General features: G+C 41.5%; 13 protein-coding genes, 1 tRNA gene and 2 pseudogenes. 10 read left to right on the forward strand and 6 right to left on the reverse strand.

Translation table 11 applies throughout. The features are described from left to right. Positions 1–340: 340 nt before the first annotated feature. Positions 341–1,402, forward strand: coding sequence for a DMT family transporter (locus VB732_RS28470; protein ID WP_323234225.1), 1,062 nt, complete (start codon positions 341–343; stop codon positions 1,400–1,402). Positions 1,403–1,603: 201 nt separating this feature from the next. Then, entirely contained in the window at positions 1,604–2,752 is a 1,149-nt protein-coding gene (locus tag VB732_RS28475; RefSeq protein WP_323234226.1) for a peptidoglycan-binding protein, read from the forward strand. Here the strand turns inward: VB732_RS28475 and VB732_RS28480 are convergent. The 3 genes from VB732_RS28480 to VB732_RS28490 form a co-directional block, all read right to left on the reverse strand. After that, positions 2,749–3,204 carry a DUF2141 domain-containing protein gene (locus VB732_RS28480; RefSeq protein ID WP_323234227.1) on the reverse strand — a complete coding sequence of 152 codons (456 nt, stop codon included), beginning with the start codon at positions 3,202–3,204 and terminating at the stop codon, positions 2,749–2,751. The genes VB732_RS28475 and VB732_RS28480 overlap by 4 nt on opposite strands. A 368-nt stretch (positions 3,205–3,572) precedes the next feature. Next, positions 3,573–5,129 carry an ammonium transporter gene (locus VB732_RS28485; RefSeq protein WP_323234228.1) on the reverse strand — a complete coding sequence of 519 codons (1,557 nt, stop codon included), beginning with the start codon at positions 5,127–5,129 and terminating at the stop codon, positions 3,573–3,575. Positions 5,130–5,521: 392 nt separating this feature from the next. Further along, the gene (locus VB732_RS28490) at positions 5,522–5,770 is read right to left on the reverse strand and encodes a hypothetical protein (RefSeq protein ID WP_323234229.1); all 249 of its coding nucleotides are present in this window, start codon (positions 5,768–5,770) and stop codon (positions 5,522–5,524) included. A 619-nt stretch (positions 5,771–6,389) separates the two neighbouring features. Here VB732_RS28490 and VB732_RS28495 point away from each other — a divergent pair. The 5 genes from VB732_RS28495 (at position 6,390) to VB732_RS28515 (ending at position 10,686) form a co-directional block, all read left to right on the forward strand. After that, positions 6,390–6,875 (forward strand): glutathione peroxidase, encoded by a 486-nt coding sequence (locus tag VB732_RS28495; protein ID WP_323234230.1) that lies wholly within the window; start codon positions 6,390–6,392, stop codon positions 6,873–6,875. A 131-nt stretch (positions 6,876–7,006) separates the two neighbouring features. Beyond that, positions 7,007–7,828, forward strand: a complete 822-nt coding sequence (locus tag VB732_RS28500) for an SDR family oxidoreductase (protein WP_323234231.1) — start codon at positions 7,007–7,009, stop codon at positions 7,826–7,828. Positions 7,829–7,849: 21 nt separating this feature from the next. Then, the gene (locus tag VB732_RS28505; protein ID WP_323234232.1) at positions 7,850–8,779 is read left to right on the forward strand and encodes an alpha/beta hydrolase; all 930 of its coding nucleotides are present in this window, start codon (positions 7,850–7,852) and stop codon (positions 8,777–8,779) included. A gap of 76 nt (positions 8,780–8,855) precedes the next feature. Continuing rightward, entirely contained in the window at positions 8,856–9,590 is a 735-nt protein-coding gene (locus VB732_RS28510) for a redoxin family protein (protein ID WP_323234233.1), read from the forward strand. Positions 9,591–9,927: 337 nt separating this feature from the next. After that, a complete protein-coding gene (locus tag VB732_RS28515) occupies positions 9,928–10,686 on the forward strand; it encodes a phosphatase PAP2 family protein (RefSeq protein ID WP_323234234.1) in 759 nt (252 codons plus the stop codon). 99 nt (positions 10,687–10,785) lie between these two features. Here VB732_RS28515 and VB732_RS28520 read toward each other — a convergent pair whose 3' ends face one another. Then, entirely contained in the window at positions 10,786–11,058 is a 273-nt protein-coding gene (locus tag VB732_RS28520; protein WP_323234235.1) for a hypothetical protein, read from the reverse strand. 59 nt (positions 11,059–11,117) lie between these two features. Between VB732_RS28520 and VB732_RS28525 the strand changes: the two are divergent. Then, positions 11,118–11,432, forward strand: a pseudogene (locus VB732_RS28525) (hypothetical protein); the annotation flags it as partial. 93 nt (positions 11,433–11,525) lie between these two features. Here the strand turns inward: VB732_RS28525 and VB732_RS28530 are convergent. After that, positions 11,526–11,645: pseudogene (locus VB732_RS28530) on the reverse strand (prohibitin family protein); the annotation flags it as partial. A 348-nt stretch (positions 11,646–11,993) separates the two neighbouring features. Here VB732_RS28530 and VB732_RS28535 point away from each other — a divergent pair. Continuing rightward, positions 11,994–12,078, forward strand: a tRNA-Ser gene (locus tag VB732_RS28535). A 192-nt stretch (positions 12,079–12,270) separates the two neighbouring features. Next, positions 12,271–13,476, forward strand: a complete 1,206-nt coding sequence (locus tag VB732_RS28540) for a CapA family protein (protein WP_323234236.1) — start codon at positions 12,271–12,273, stop codon at positions 13,474–13,476. Here VB732_RS28540 and VB732_RS28545 read toward each other — a convergent pair. Further along, positions 13,473–15,065 (reverse strand): serine/threonine-protein kinase, encoded by a 1,593-nt coding sequence (locus VB732_RS28545; RefSeq protein ID WP_323234237.1) that lies wholly within the window; start codon positions 15,063–15,065, stop codon positions 13,473–13,475. The genes VB732_RS28540 and VB732_RS28545 overlap by 4 nt on opposite strands. Between the last annotated feature and the right edge of the window lie 76 nt (positions 15,066–15,141).

A 15,141-nucleotide genomic window follows, 5' to 3' on the forward strand; every position in this document is an offset into this window, starting at 1 on the left:
GACAAACTCCTTCATCTCATGGAATGAAACAGCCCTGCCTTGACAAGGGGGGATTAAGGGGGGTAAAACGCCTGTGGAATAAGCATTTAAGCTTAAGTTGACACCAATGAGCAATGCTGTGCCCTTACGAAAGATATGGTTTTCAAGCTTGATTCATATTTGGTATTTATTGTCAACGCGTAAGTCCTAGAGCTTGAAGGTACAAAGCACCCGCCAGAAGCGATGTCTTCTCTGCGAGACGCTACGCGAACGACGGGCTATGCCTACGCAAAACTACATAATTCGGTAAAATTGGGTAAAGCAATTTTTGCGCTTGTTAAACAAAGGCATCAGCAAACCCATGCAACTGAAACTCAGTGCATCTCGATTTCCCTTCGCTCCCCTTTTGTTAATTGCCCCCTTTTTCCTATGGGGGACGGCAATGGTAGCCATGAAAGGAGTAATACCCCACACCACACCGCTATTTATGGCAGGTGTGCGTTTGATACCAGCAGGGATGTTAATTCTGATAGCAGCAGCATTTATGGGTAAACCTCAACCCAAAGGTTGGGCTGCATGGCTGTGGATTGCCTTATTTGCCCTAATAGATGGGACGCTGTTTCAAGGCTTTTTGGCAGAGGGATTAGTCAGAACCAGTGCGGGATTAGGGTCTGTGATGATTGACTCGCAACCTTTAGCTGTCGCTTTGCTGTCATTGTGGCTATTTCAAGAACACATTGGTTTTTGGGGATGGCTGGGGCTAGCTTTGGGAGTCACAGGTATTAGTTTAATTGGCTTACCTGATGAGTGGATTTTACATTTTCTCGACTCAGGCGCAAATATTACAATTGGCAACTGGCAAGATTTGTTTGCTAGCGGCGAATGGTTGATGCTGTTAGCAGCCTTATCAATGGCTGTGGGAACAGTATTGATTCGGTTTGTGTGCCGACATGCTGACCCAGTAACCGCTACGGGATGGCACATGATTTTGGGTGGATTGCCACTATGGGGAGTTTCATCAGTTGTTGAATCTCAGCAGTGGGAGAATCTGGGAGCATCTGATTTAGTGGCTTTGGGTTATGCTACCGTATTTGGCAGTGCGATCGCTTATGGGTTATTCTTCTACTTTGCCTCTAGTGGCAGTCTCACCAGTCTTAGTTCCCTCACCTTCCTGACACCCGTATTTGCTCTACTGTTTGGTAATCTCTTCCTTTCAGAAGTCCTCAGCCCGTTGCAGTGGGTAGGTGTCTTCCTAACTTTAATCAGCATCTATCTCATTAACCAGCGTGATACTTTAGCGGCGGCAAACGACACAGTTACTGTCGGCGAAATAGCAAATATACAGCAACCAGTTTTAGATTCATCTACTAAAAAATTGAATACTGTAAGCCTAGCAGTTAGAGAATCTGAACCAGAAACCTGACCCTAACTTGTAATTCGTAATAGAGCCTCCGGCACGCTACGCGGTTTTCATGCCCAAAGGTCTGTACGTAATTCGTAATTGAGTCGGGAGATGAGGGAAAATAAATAATACCCAATACCTAATGACAGTTAACATTTGCTCATCTAAAAGGTATTGTGGTATCGAATACTTCAAAAGCACGTTCAGGCTGAAACTTTTAATATGAGGCTATGCCGTTCCTCAATTCTGATATTTACCTGTATTTCTTGCGTGGGTTTTTACCCAAATCGCGCAAGTACAGCCACACCTAATCTAGCGCCTAAAATTTTAGAACTTGCACAAGCTAGTTCGAGAGTTACTGCTACTCCGGCTGTTTTAAGATATGGTAGTCGAAAATCAGATGTGCAGAGATTACAAACCCAATTAAAGCAGCTGGGATATTACAAAGGCGTAGTAGATGGACAGTATAACGCCAGTACGGAAATTGCTGTCGCTCAATTCCAGAAAGTAAATGGTTTAAAAGTAGATGGTCTTGCCGGTCTAGCAACTAAGGAGAGACTGCAAGCAGCAATAGAGTCCAAAAATAAGATTGTTGCTTCTCCAATTATTGCCTCTCCTGTTTCGACTTCCAAAGAAACTACAACACCCAAAGCAACCGACGAGAGAGGTTTTATCTGGTGGATAATATTTACCATCGGAGTTATAGGAATTATTGGCGCACTTATTTACCTGCTGAGGCGGTTTCGTGAGGTTAAACGATCGCAATCAGAAATATCGAATGCTAAAAGTTTGAGTGAAGCTGACAAAGACCCAATAACACCACCCTTACCAGAGGCTATAACTACTCTACAAATAGCTACGCCACCACCTGCCACACAATTGCTACTACCAGAAAAAACTTCCCGCCTAGCTAAACTTAATATTGTTGACGAATTAATTCAAGACTTACGCAGTCCCGATCCAACAAAGCGGCGCAAGGCTATTTGGGATTTGGGTCAGCAGGGAGATTCGCGGGCTATTCAGCATATAGTTGACCTGATGATTGATGCTGATTCTCAAGAAAGCAGCTTGATTTTGGCAGCTTTGGCAGAAATTGGCATCCGCACGCTTAAACCGATGAATCGGGGTTTAGCAATTTCGATGCAAAATGAAAGTCCACAAGTACGGCAGAATGCGATCCGTGACTTGACGCGCGTTTATGACATGATGGGTCAAATGAGTCAAATGTTGCGCCATGCGTTAGATGATCCAGATGCAGAAGTGCAAGCAACAGCACGATATGCTTTAACTCAGATGAATCGAATGCGTGGGTTGCCAGAACAACAAGGTTTAGCAGGAGATTCACACAACGATTCACGAGAAGAAACCTAAAAATATTTCAACTGGATTTTGATATTAGTTTTCGGGCCTGCTACTAAAAATGCTGCTTCGCTAAATTTAGGCGCTCCTGTGCGAATTTCTGGGTTGCTAGAAAATCCAAAGCCTTCGCTTGGTATACCAAGACCATTACTATTAATAGTGCCGTCATTATTTTGATCGTGGAAGACAGCAACTGCATAACTACCTGCTTTCAAGTTTTCAAAGGTAATGGGTAAGGGAGTGTTAGTAATCTTGGTACACTGCTTTTGTAAGCCACGAGTGCGATCGCTAGGAAACCCTTCACTGCTAGCAAATATACTGACACACACTTGTCCCTGTTTATTCTTCAAGCCATCAATTTCCACAGTGAGTTTGCCGTTAAAATTTGCCTTGGCACTAAATGGCCATACCAGATTTCCCGTAACTGCCAATAGCAGCATACTAACTCTCAACCCTTTGACCATAAAATTTTTATCAGCAAAATGATTTTTGACTTTTATTGCGATCGCGCAGATTCATCGTGACATAATTCGTTCACATCCTCACCGTCCCACTAAGGGACTTCCAAATAAAAATATCCCATTGCTTTTAGGGCAGGGGATAGGGGGCAGGGGGCAGGGAGCAGGGAGCAGAGGGCAGGGGGCAGGGAGCAGGGGGCAGGGGGCAGGGAGCAGGGGGGAGAGGCTGAGATGGAGCTTGTACTTTGCCCAAGTCTTGTGTCCTGGAAGGACGGGGCTTCATACCCATGTTCCGCTTTGCTCCACACCCAGAGGAGAAGGGCTTGCTCCCCTTCCCCCTGCCTCTTCGGTGATGAGAAGAATTTTTGCTTTAGCTAAAATTTCCCAATTGAGCTTTCTTCTTCAGAAAATCCAGTTGCATCACCTTCTTTGAGAAATCCACTGTAGGCTTCCATACCGTGTTCGCCGATATCCAAACCTTCTAGTTCCTCTCGTTTGGAGACTCTAATACCTAAAGTAGCTTTTAGTACTAGCCAAAAAATGCTACTCACTAAAACGGTGAAACCGCCTACTGAGACAACGCCCAGTAGCTGAATACCGAACTGTCCAAAGCCACCACCTGCAAATAAACCTTTCTCTGGGCCAAGTGCATACCAGGAATAAATACCAGGGCCAACAGACCATAGGCCCACTGCTAGAGTTCCCCAGATACCACAAACTAGGTGAACTGAGGTAGCTCCCACTGGGTCATCAATGCCAAGTTTGTCAAAGAATGTTACAGAGAAAACTACCAGTACTCCAGCAATGAAGCCAATGAGTAAAGAAGCAGGAATACCTACGTAAGCACAAGGTGCTGTAATCCCAACCAAGCCAGCCAAAATACCATTGATAATCATTGACAGGTCTGGTTTACCTAAGTACAACCAAGCTGTCATAGTAGCAGCAATTCCACCGGCAGCAGCAGCCATGTTAGTGGTTAGAGCAATGTGACTGATCGCACCAGGATCGGCAGCCATCACAGAACCGGGGTTGAAACCAAACCAGCCCAACCACAGGATCAGACAGCCCAAGGTAGCAATACTCATGTTGTGACCGGGAAAAGCCACAACTTGCTTGCCTTGATATTTACCAAGACGAGGCCCAAGAAATGCTGCTCCCATCAAAGCTGCCCAGCCACCTACAGAGTGAACCACTGTAGAACCGGCAAAATCCCAAAAGCCTCTATCTGCTAGCCAACCACCACCCCAAATCCAATGTCCGGTAATGGGGTAGAGAATACCTACAAGTAAGAGGCTAAAAATTAAAAAGTCAGCAAACTTAATCCGTTCGGCTACTGCACCAGAAACGATTGTTGCTGCTGTTCCAGCAAATACTAGCTGGAATAAAAACTTGGCTGCTAAAGGTACACCAGCCCAATTAAGAGCACCGAATACACCTTTATAAGCGTCTGCTGTGGCGGGACTGTTATCTGCTCCTCCTAAGAAAAATCCACTCAATCCAATGAAGTCGTTGCCATCACCGAACATTAAGCCAAAACCAATGACCCAAAATGCAACGCTGGACAGAGCAAATACAATCAAGTTTTTGGAAAGAACGTTGACAGCGTTTTTCTGGCGACAAAAGCCGGTTTCTAACATACAAAAACCAGCATTCATGAAGAACACTAAAAAGGCTGCGATCGCAACCCACAGAGTGTCAAGAGCAACTTTCAGTTCTGCTGTCGTAGGCCCTGCGGCTGGAGTTTGGGCAACTGCGGCATAACCCCAACCCAACACAATTAGACAAGCTATAGGTAGACAAGCTTGCCAACTGGGAGATAGCCGTTTAATTGCTAGATTAAATAACTGGCCTTTGGAGTTGGATTGTGAATTTACAGCGTAATTTCTTCTAGATTGATACCTATTTTTTGTTTTTGATTTTTGTTTGTACATAAATTTGAACATCATCCTCCAAACCATCCTTAAAAAAGGGGAAAAACAGGTTGAATAGAAAAAACTAGTGTCCGAAGTTAGTATCTTTCCTTTAGACCACTTGTTTAAAAATCAGAAATTCAAATAACCTTCATAGGAGTTTAAGAAACTATTGGTACATTTGTAAATATTTTTTGTAGTTCTTCTTAAGAAATTTATGATGTTTATTCTGAGATAGTCAAGTCTCCTTCACTTAATCTTTAATCTTTTAAAAAAAATCATAGCGGGTAAATTGTGTAAAATTGTCTTCATCGTGTCAACCAAAATAGGGGAGTCAGTCACAAAAAATCTAGAAAATATGCATTGTAATTACCGTAAAAGACTGTTTTTCAGCTAAAAGCGTGATGTTGGCTCTATTCTTTATCTACTGGACTAACTTCAGGAGTATTAGTGCGATTTTCGTCTTCTGCAATAAATTGCTTGAGCGGATAAACATCAGTCCATAGTGACGCACCATGTTCGTAAGCATCGATCCTAATGCGATTGGCTTCGGAATTGATACGTAGATGTCCTAGTGCTTTCAGACCACCGAACATTAAAAAGCTAAAGGCGACGGTGAGAGATGCGATCGCAACTACGTCCAAAAGTTGTATACCTAACAAAATATAAACATTCTTCCACAGAAATTATGAGACTACTTATTTTTTACCCTTGGTGAATTTATTCCTAAACGGATAAATTTGAATGATCTTCTATTGACTACAACCAAAAAACTGTATCGTAAAATACATTTTTTGATTAAGTTATAGAAAATAGCTTCTGAGGCAGCAAATAAAGCAACCATATCTTTTATGGCTAAGTATTTTCCAAAGCTAATATCGGAAAACACCTAATTTCATTAATTTTTTATACGAAGAGTTAATTATTCGTTACTTTCTTGGGAGCTACGTTGAGAATCTCCTTAAAAGCGACTAATGGCTGTAATCGATAATTGATCTCTGCAACGAAAAATGTATTAGAAGTAACGCAGATTTGTCAGATAGCGGATTAGTCGAGCTATTTACAGGAGAAGTAAATCTGGTTACAAGGGTAAACTGATAAGCGATCGCTATCTTATAGCGCTTTTCAAGTGATTGAAGTACACTAATTCCCATTTCACCTGAGTTAAACAGAATCGGACTAATAAATAAGATTAACAAACCTAATTTCCTTCAACAAATTGCGTTTAGAGTGCCTGTAATATGGGAGACTTGGCAATATTCCCTATAAATCAGATTTAAGATGAGTAACGCAATTTCGGATATCACAGTCAAGACCATCAACGGCGAGGATAAACAATTAAACGACTATACCGGGAAGGTACTCTTAATTGTGAATGTGGCTTCCTACTGTGGTTATACTTCTCAATACGACGGGTTAGAAAAGTTGAACCAGAAGTATGGCGAAGCAGGATTAAGGATTTTGGGGTTTCCCTGTAACGATTTTGGAGCGCAGGAACCAGGAAGCAATGAAGAAATTGTGCAATTCTGTACGAGTAAATATGGTGTTACCTTTGAACTATTCGATAAAGTCCATGCAAAAGGCTCACAGCAGCATCCACTTTATGAGCGACTTACCAAAGCCGTTGAGCCAACAGGAACTATTGCTTGGAACTTTGAAAAGTTTTTAGTTAATAAACAAGGTAAAGTGATAGCTAGATTTAATAGCAGTGTCCAGCCAAATTCAGCAGAAATAATTGCCATAATTGAAAAAGAACTAGCAAAATAGTCATTAGCATTAAGTAAAATTTTTTGTACTATTGACTGTTAGTTCTGGACGGTTAAATTTATTTACGTCCAGTTTATCAATTGAAAATAGTGTATCAGCTGGTAGTTTAATTTATTTGTGTCTAATTTGTCATGAACGTTGCAATCATTGGTTGTGGTTATGTTGGTTATCAAGTTGCTCAATATTGGCAGCAAAAAATGAATTTTGTTGTCACTGCAACCACAACTTCCTCTGAGCGTGTCTCTACATTACAATCAGTATCCCAAAAGGTTGTCGTTACCTGCGGGAATGATTTAGATAGTCTAAAATCAGTTTTGCACAATCAAGATGTTGTACTCTTGAGTGTTGGTGCAAAAGGTGCGGAAGCTTATGAAGAAACATATCTACAAACTGCCCAGAATTTAGTTTCATGCTTACAGCATAGTAAAAGTGTCAAACAACTAATATATACGGGTAGTTATGCCGTATATGGTGACAGAAATGGTGTCTGGGTAGATGAAGAAACACCACTTGCACCCGCTAATTTAAATGCTCAAGTTCTCCGTAAAACAGAGGATATATTATTATCAGCATCTAGCGAAAATCTCCGCATTTGTATCTTCCGTTTAGGAGGAATTTATGGCCCTGGTAGGGAACTGCTGAAAATATTCGGTAGATATTCGGGTACAAACCGTCCCGGCGGCGAAGATATCACAAATTGGATTCATCTGGATGATATTGTTGCTGCAATAGAATTTGCCCGTCACCGTCGTTTGCAAGGGATTTATAATCTAGTAGATGATGCACATCTCACCAGCCGAGACTTGCTAGATAGTCTATTTGAAAAACATAATTTACCCAAAGTTATATGGGATACTTCTATTAAGAGTACTCGCCCCTATAATGCTTGGGTATCGAATGAAAAGCTGAAAGAGGCTGGATACCAGTTAATTCATCCACAGATAATTTTTTAGCAAGTATTATAACTAGGAATTATGCAACCATCTGCTGTGACTAATACAACCAACTTGACAGCATCTCCTAGCCAGTTTTACACTTGGCAAAATTATCGTTGTGCCTACGAAATTCACCAACCGACAAACACAACATCTGAGGGTATTCCCCTACTGTTAATTCATCCTATTGGTGTGGGATTGTCCCGACAATTTTGGCAGCGATTTTGTCGTGAATGGTATAATTCCGGTCAGCGCAATTCAATTTACAACCCTGATTTACTAGGGTGTGGTGAGAGTGATATGCCTCATATAGCTTATACTCCTAGTGATTGGGCAGAACAGTTGCAGTACTTTTTACAAACAGTAGTACGTCAACCTGTAATTGTAGTTGTACAAGGAGCATTATTACCAGTTGCGATCGCATTAGTCCAAAAGGAATCAAACTTAATTTCCAAGCTTGTACTTGCTGGGCCTCCAACGTGGGCTTTGATGACAAATAAACCACCAGAATGGCAGCAAAAATTTATTTGGAATGTGTTAGATTCCCCTTTTGGGATTCCTTTTTATCGCTATGCACGCACTCCTAAGTTTTTACGTTCTTTCTCAACTCGCCAACTATTTGCTTCTGAGAGTGCTGTAGATGCAGAGTGGTTGAATACATTAGTTGCAGGTGCAGAAAATCCTGCTAGTCGTCATGCAGTGTTTTCTTTTTTAGCAGGGTTTTGGCGACAAGATTATACTAGCTCTATTGCCTCGATTCACCAACCAACATTAGCAGTTATGGGGGAAACTGCATCGAGTATTAGCCAAAATAATAAAAAAGAAACGCCAGACGAGCGCTTGGGTAACTACCTCGCCTGTTTTCCTCAAAGTAGAGGTATAAAAATAAATGGACGTAATGTTTTGCCTTATGAATCAACTGCTGAATTTGTCGCAGCGATCGCTCCATTCATTAATGAAGTCTCTTAGCTGATTGATAATTACATTATACTAGTTCTCCCATGCTAGGTTATGACTGGAATTGATTACTTCAGGAAGGAAAATTATGTTCCCCAATCGCCGAGGACAAAGAGTTCCCAATGTCACTTTTCATACTCGTCTGGACAACCAGTGGGTGGATGTGACAACCGATGAATTGTTTGCTAATAAGACAGTGGTTGTCTTCTCCTTACCAGGTGCGTATACTCCGACTTGTTCATCGACTCATCTCCCTGGTTATAACGAGTTGGCTGGGATTTTCAAAGAAAATGGTGTCGATGATATTATTTGTATTTCTGTCAATGATGCCTTTGTGATGAACGAATGGTCAAAGGATCAAGAAGCAGAAAATATTACACTGATTCCCGATGGGAATGGTGAATTTACTGAAGGCATGGGTATGCTGGTAGATAAATCAGACTTAGGGTTTGGGAAGCGATCGTGGCGCTATTCTATGCTGGTAAGAGATGGTGTAATTAACCAAATGTTTATTGAGCCAGATGAGCCAGGAGATCCCTTTAAGGTATCCGATGCTGAAACAATGCTCAGATACATCAATCCCCAAGCAGTGAAGCCCGAAGTAGTTTCTCTGTTTGCGAAAGTGGGTTGTCCCTTCTGTGCGCGTGCGAAAGCAATGCTCAAGGAACATGGCATTAACTACGAAGAAATTACTTTGGGTAAGGATGTCACCACCCGCTCATTACGAGCAGTTACAGGGGCGACAACAGTGCCTCAAGTATTTATCGATGGTAAATTAATTGGTGGTTCTGAAGCGTTAGAAGCCTACTTCGCTGCTAAATAGTTCTCACTAGGGGCGTACAGATGTGCGTCCCTATAAAAGGGACTTCCAACTATTCCAACTAAAAAAATATCCTATCGCGGTGTAGGCAGGGGAGCAGGGAGCAGGGAGCAGGGGGCAGGGGGCAGGGAGCAGGGAGCAGGGGGCAGGGAGCAGGGGGCAGGGAGCAGGGAGCAGGGGGAGGAAGAAAATATATATTATTTGAGTAAGTTGGATAATTTAATTTATTTTCTGGAAGTCCCAAAGCACTATTAAATTTATTTGATGTTTATGAGTATTGATAGATGAAATTTGCAAAAAATTATACATTAATGAATCACAAGCAACTTATATGTAAACAGTGAAAAAAGTTAATCAAGAAAGTCAATCACCGCTTTCTTTTCTCAAAAATCTGTTAATTGCTCGTTGGCGATCGCTTTTACTCCTCTTGATAGGAGTTTATTTACCTTTACAGGTATTTGAAATCCTGACAGTGAAGATATGGGAAAATCAAGCAAGCTTGCCGTGGGATGTGCCTATTTTGTTGGCAGTTCATTCTACAGCCAACCCACAGTTAGATGTTTTAGCAATGGCACTGGCTATAATTGGTATGCCTTGGACGGCAATACCGATTTTGGGTGCGATCGCACTTATATTATTACTACAAAAACGCTGGCGATCGCTAGCTTATTTACTCACCACTTCACTGGGAAGTACAATCATCAATCGCACAGCAAAGGAATTAATGCATCGAGTGCGTCCCCAATTGTGGCAGTCTATTGCACCTGAGTCTAGTTTTGCATTTCCTAGTGGTCATGCCATGACGAGTATAACTTTGGTAGCAATTTTGCTATTCTTAACTTGGGCTAGCTCCTGGCGTTGGTTGGTTCTCACCCTGGGTAGCTTATACATAATAGCTATTGCCTGGTGTCGCCTCTATCTGGGAGTACATTTTCCTAGTGACATTCTCGCAGGTTGGATGGTTGCATTAGGTTGGACAATTGGTGTTAGTCTAATTATCAAACCATATATAACTACAGTCAAATCCATAGATAGCGAACTACCCAAGGATGAAACTACCTTACTTCCTGAAGAAAGAAAGTTGCTAAATAAGGAATGAGATTCTGTCTGCTGAAAGACTTTTATACCCTCTTAAAATCTCCCTAAAAACGCGGGACTTCGATGCAGCTTTACCTCCCAAATAGTTTTTTCTGACCTATTATGAGCCTTGTAAAAGGTCATTAACTGAACTTATACTTTGTTTAATTTGTTCTGTCAGAGAAGTTCTTAATAAGTCAAAGGTTTCGGCTGAAAATGTGAGTAATCCCAGAGCATAAAATAAGCTTGAAATACCAATAAATAGAGCCAAAAATCTCCCAAAACAACCGGGATTAATTTCCACAAACCCTAACTTAGATTGTCCGATAACGGCAATCGTTATAAAAACAATTCCTGCTATTAAAAATGTGTTATTTGAAGTTAAATCCGTCATCTTACTAATAAACTACTTCACTAGTTTTATTGTAGCTATTATTATTTAAACTTTCTTTTGTTTCACCACTATGTTGGTGGAATGATTTACTATTCAATCTGCCAATAGCTTATGGTTTTGGGTATGTATGTAGTTTACTTTCCCCAAAATTACTTATACCTTGTTCAATTATCGGATACTGGCTCTCTAATATTGTAGGAATTCTCTTGATCCAATTTGGTTCTAAGGATATTTTTCAAAAAGAACCTAAAGAGCATAACCTCAAAAAAGAATTATTCACTGGTCTAATTTCTTCAACAGCTTATACCCTTGTAATTATATTATTGATCCAGTTGAAGATTATCGATGCTCCTATTTTATTCCCCAACGGTTAATTTAGTTGATCACGTTTCTGTAGAATAAAAAGATACCCGAATTTTCGAATAATTCGGGTATCTGAGCCTTTGAGTAGAGAGCAAATTATTGAACTAATCAAATTTTAAAAGTTCACTCATATTTAACAATTTTGGAGTGTCCTTACTTACAATTAATGGCAACTTACCATTCCATTTTTCTATTGCTTGTCTTTGCAGTATTTCTGGAGTTAAGTAGCAAGTTCTTAAATGAATCGGTGTACAGGCATATAGGTGAGGAAAAAAGGTGTAATTTACTACCATGAATCGCAGGTAGTAAAGGTTTGGGTAGCTTTAGGTAAACCTAAATTACTGTAATGATATCGAAAAACAGTAGTATTTGAAAAGGTAAGTTTGCTTCATTGAAGAAAAGTAGAGGCAGTTTTTGCAGAAGAGGGTACTGAAGAGAGGGCGCGAAAATCAGGACTGAAGCGATCGCGTGATTGAGAGTAATGTTATAGTATTATAGGCAATGCAGTAACATTTCCCTTAACTCACGACATCTGGATATAGAATAAGTATTCGAATGTGTGGAAAATACCTGGAGAGGTGTCCGAGCGGTTCATGGTGACGCACTCGAAATGCGTTTTGGGGAAACCCAACGGGGGTTCGAATCCCCCCCTCTCCGTTGAAAAAGATTTCTAAACAACAGGACAAACCAATGGTGTTTGGCTTGATATCTGGCAAGTATGATTATTTGCAGGTAAAACAAGATTGCATTTCCGTACTTTCTGAGTAAAATATTGCCACAAAAGGCACTAAAGTATACAGCCGCACAGATTTTTGGGATAAACTAATCCCATTGTGTGAGGAGTGAACGATGGCAAATCTCAGCTTGGAAAGAGCGCTTCCATTTAGTTTTATTGGTATCTGTTTATATGTAGGAATTGGTGTAGGAGTCATTATTCGGCTTGGGCAATCACAGCAATTAAACGCTGCTATTACACCCACTGAACCTGTATCATTACCGCTTGCTATTCCTAAACCTACGCTACTAACACCAAAACAGCCAACAGATACTATTACTATTAAAGCCGTTGGAGATATTATTCCCGGCACTAATTTTCCTAACTATAGATTACCCCGGTTTCGAGATCAATTATTACCAAAGTCAGTGAGAACTCACTTGCGAGGATCTGATATCTTATTTGGTAACTTTGAAAGTAGCTTAACTAATTATCCTTACACTACCAAAGATATTAGTCGAGGACAAGTCTTTGCTTTTCGCTCTCCACCTGGATATGCTCGGCTATTTGCTGAAGCTGGTTTTAATGTATTTAATATGTCGAATAATCATGCAATGGATTTCGGCCCGGTAGGCTTCAAAGATACAAAGAAAAATCTTGAAGCTGTGGGCATCGCAACATTAGGTCATAAAAATCAAATTCTCTATTTGAAAGCTAACAATATCCCCGTGGCAATGGTAGGTTTTTCTCCTTATGAAATGTATAATTCTATTCATAATTTAGGAGCAGCCAAAGCACTAATAGCAAAAGCTAAAAATAAAGCAAACATTGTAGTAGTATCGATGCACGCTGGAGCCGAAGGAACGGGGGCACTGCATGTTAAGAATCAGACAGAGTTTTTTTATGGAGAAAACCGAGGTAATTCCATCAAGTTTGCTCGCAACATGATTGATGCAGGAGCAGATTTAGTACTAGGGCATGGGCCTCATGTTCCGAGAGCGATGGAAATTTATAAGGGAAAAATCATTGCCTATTCTTTAGGGAACTTTCTAGGTTATCGAACTTTATCTACAAATGCCCAGACGGGTGACTCAATGATTTTAGAAGTTAAACTCAACTCTGCGGGAAATTTGGTATCAAGTAAAATCATTCCTGTGCGGATGAATCGCCAAGGAATCCCTCAAATTGATCAACATTTTCGGACTGTGAAACTTATGCGTTCTTTGAATAATCAAGCTTTTCCCAAAAATCCGGTGAAGATTAATAAGAAGGGAGAAGTTGTTGTACAGAAAGAAAAGGAAATAAATGTCAGATTGAAGACAAAATCTAAAATTGATTAATTATTGTCATCTTGTAGCTTTTCCTGAGATTTCTGCTCGTTCTGGGGTTGGTTATCAGGCAGTGAATTTTGCTTTTCCAGTGTTGGTACTACTACAGCCGAAGGATCTGATTTGGATTGTGTGGGTGGCGCTGTTGGTATAACAACAGAATTTGGCGGAATTATCGGTTGAGGGGAAGCAGAATTCTGATTAGATGTGGGTGAGTTATTTTGTGGCAATGGTGTAGGGGAAGCGCTCCGAGATGAACGGATTGCCCGTAGTTTCTCCACTAGCGAGGGTGTGGGGGAAACGCTAGGTGAAGGAGAAGGTGCGGATTGCTCCAAATCGTCGCGTCGTGATTCTGCTGTAGGGCTGCTGGGAGTTTCTTCGGGGGAAGAACGGCGATTACGTCGGCGCGGCTTGGAATTAGTAACAGGTGCTGATTCGGTTCTTGAGGTGTCACGATTCTCAAAGCTAGGTGCTTTCGCGGCCGGCTCTTGAGTTGGCTGTTCAAAAAGCGGCTTTGCAGTTGGCTGTGGCTGAGATTTGGGTAAGATGCTAGTGATGCCAAAGCCTGCTGTAGCAGCAACTAGGGCTACACCGATCCCAATAAATATTGATGAACTAGGTTTTTTAGTCAGTACATTTTCCTTGGCGATACCTGGGTTGGGCTGCGCCACCGCAGACGGGTTATGAAGGCGATTTTGGGGAGTTTTACCCAGCACAGTTGCAGCTTGTTGGGCAGATAAATTGATAGTTGGGACTGCATAAGTTGTTAAGCCTTGCGGTGACAGATTCCCCTCATTTCCAGGTAGCAGTTGTAACCAATCGGCAACTGTCGCTGGGCGAAAACGAGACTCCACCGCCATCCCGCGCACTACTGCCTGGTTGACAGCAGCACTCAAGTGTGGTTGCAATTCGCGCGGGGAAGGCATTTGTTCGCGATCGCGCAATAATGCTGGCATCGGTACTTGTGCTGTCAATAGTGCATACAAGGTTGCCGCTAAACCATAAACATCCGTGGCGGGTGTGCGCGGCGCTTGTGTCAAATACTGCTCAATGGGAGAATAGCCTTCAGAAACTAAACCAGTATGAGTCTGCCTGACACTGCCATTAAATTCTCTGGCAATGCCAAAATCAATTAATACTACTTCTTGGGTTCCTTGACGAAGGATAATATTATCTGGTTTGACATCCCGATGTAGCAAACCATTGTTATGTACTACCTGCAAAGCTGCCCCAATTTGCCGGATATAATGAATTGCTGTGGCTTCAGGTAAGGTTATTCCTGGTAATACAAATGCGTCTCCCAAGGTTTCGCCACGAATGTATTCCATTACCATGTAAGGTAGTCCGGCTTCCACAAAAAAGTCACTGACTCGAACTATATTTGGGTGGATACACGTAGCTAATCGTCTGGCTTCGTCTTGGAATTGGCGCTCAAATTTCGCAAAATCAGGATGTTGTCGCAGCCGTTCATTGATGGTTTTCATCACCACCTCCTGACCTAAGTAGTGATGGGTAGCTTTAAAGGTAATACCAAAGCCACCCCGCCCTATTTCTTGAATTAGGGTGTATTTTCCATCCTGCAAAATTGTGCCTGCTAACATAAAGAGTCCTGAATCCTGAGTGAGCAGATAAGTAGCGAGTCCTGAGTCTTGACGGATTTCCAAAAAATTTTCCCAT

The sequence above is a fragment of the Nostoc sp. UHCC 0252 genome, assembly GCF_034931145.1.
Taxonomy (GTDB): domain Bacteria; phylum Cyanobacteriota; class Cyanobacteriia; order Cyanobacteriales; family Nostocaceae; genus Nostoc.

Bases quoted from the DNA above. Each gene is read 5' to 3' on its own strand.
- VB732_RS28470 (WP_323234225.1), top strand. From the start codon at position 341: ATGCAACTGAAACTCAGTGCATCTCGATTTCCCTTCGCTCCCCTTTTG.
- VB732_RS28475 (WP_323234226.1), top strand. From the start codon at position 1,604: ATGAGGCTATGCCGTTCCTCAATTCTGATATTTACCTGTATTTCTTGC.
- VB732_RS28480 (WP_323234227.1), bottom strand. From the start codon at position 3,204: ATGGTCAAAGGGTTGAGAGTTAGTATGCTGCTATTGGCAGTTACGGGA.
- VB732_RS28485 (WP_323234228.1), bottom strand. From the start codon at position 5,129: ATGTACAAACAAAAATCAAAAACAAAAAATAGGTATCAATCTAGAAGA.
- VB732_RS28495 (WP_323234230.1), top strand. From the start codon at position 6,390: ATGAGTAACGCAATTTCGGATATCACAGTCAAGACCATCAACGGCGAG.
- VB732_RS28500 (WP_323234231.1), top strand. From the start codon at position 7,007: ATGAACGTTGCAATCATTGGTTGTGGTTATGTTGGTTATCAAGTTGCT.
- VB732_RS28505 (WP_323234232.1), top strand. From the start codon at position 7,850: ATGCAACCATCTGCTGTGACTAATACAACCAACTTGACAGCATCTCCT.
- VB732_RS28510 (WP_323234233.1), top strand. From the start codon at position 8,856: ATGTTCCCCAATCGCCGAGGACAAAGAGTTCCCAATGTCACTTTTCAT.
- VB732_RS28520 (WP_323234235.1), bottom strand. From the start codon at position 11,058: ATGACGGATTTAACTTCAAATAACACATTTTTAATAGCAGGAATTGTT.
- VB732_RS28540 (WP_323234236.1), top strand. From the start codon at position 12,271: ATGGCAAATCTCAGCTTGGAAAGAGCGCTTCCATTTAGTTTTATTGGT.
- VB732_RS28545 (WP_323234237.1), bottom strand. From the start codon at position 15,065: ATGTTAGCAGGCACAATTTTGCAGGATGGAAAATACACCCTAATTCAA.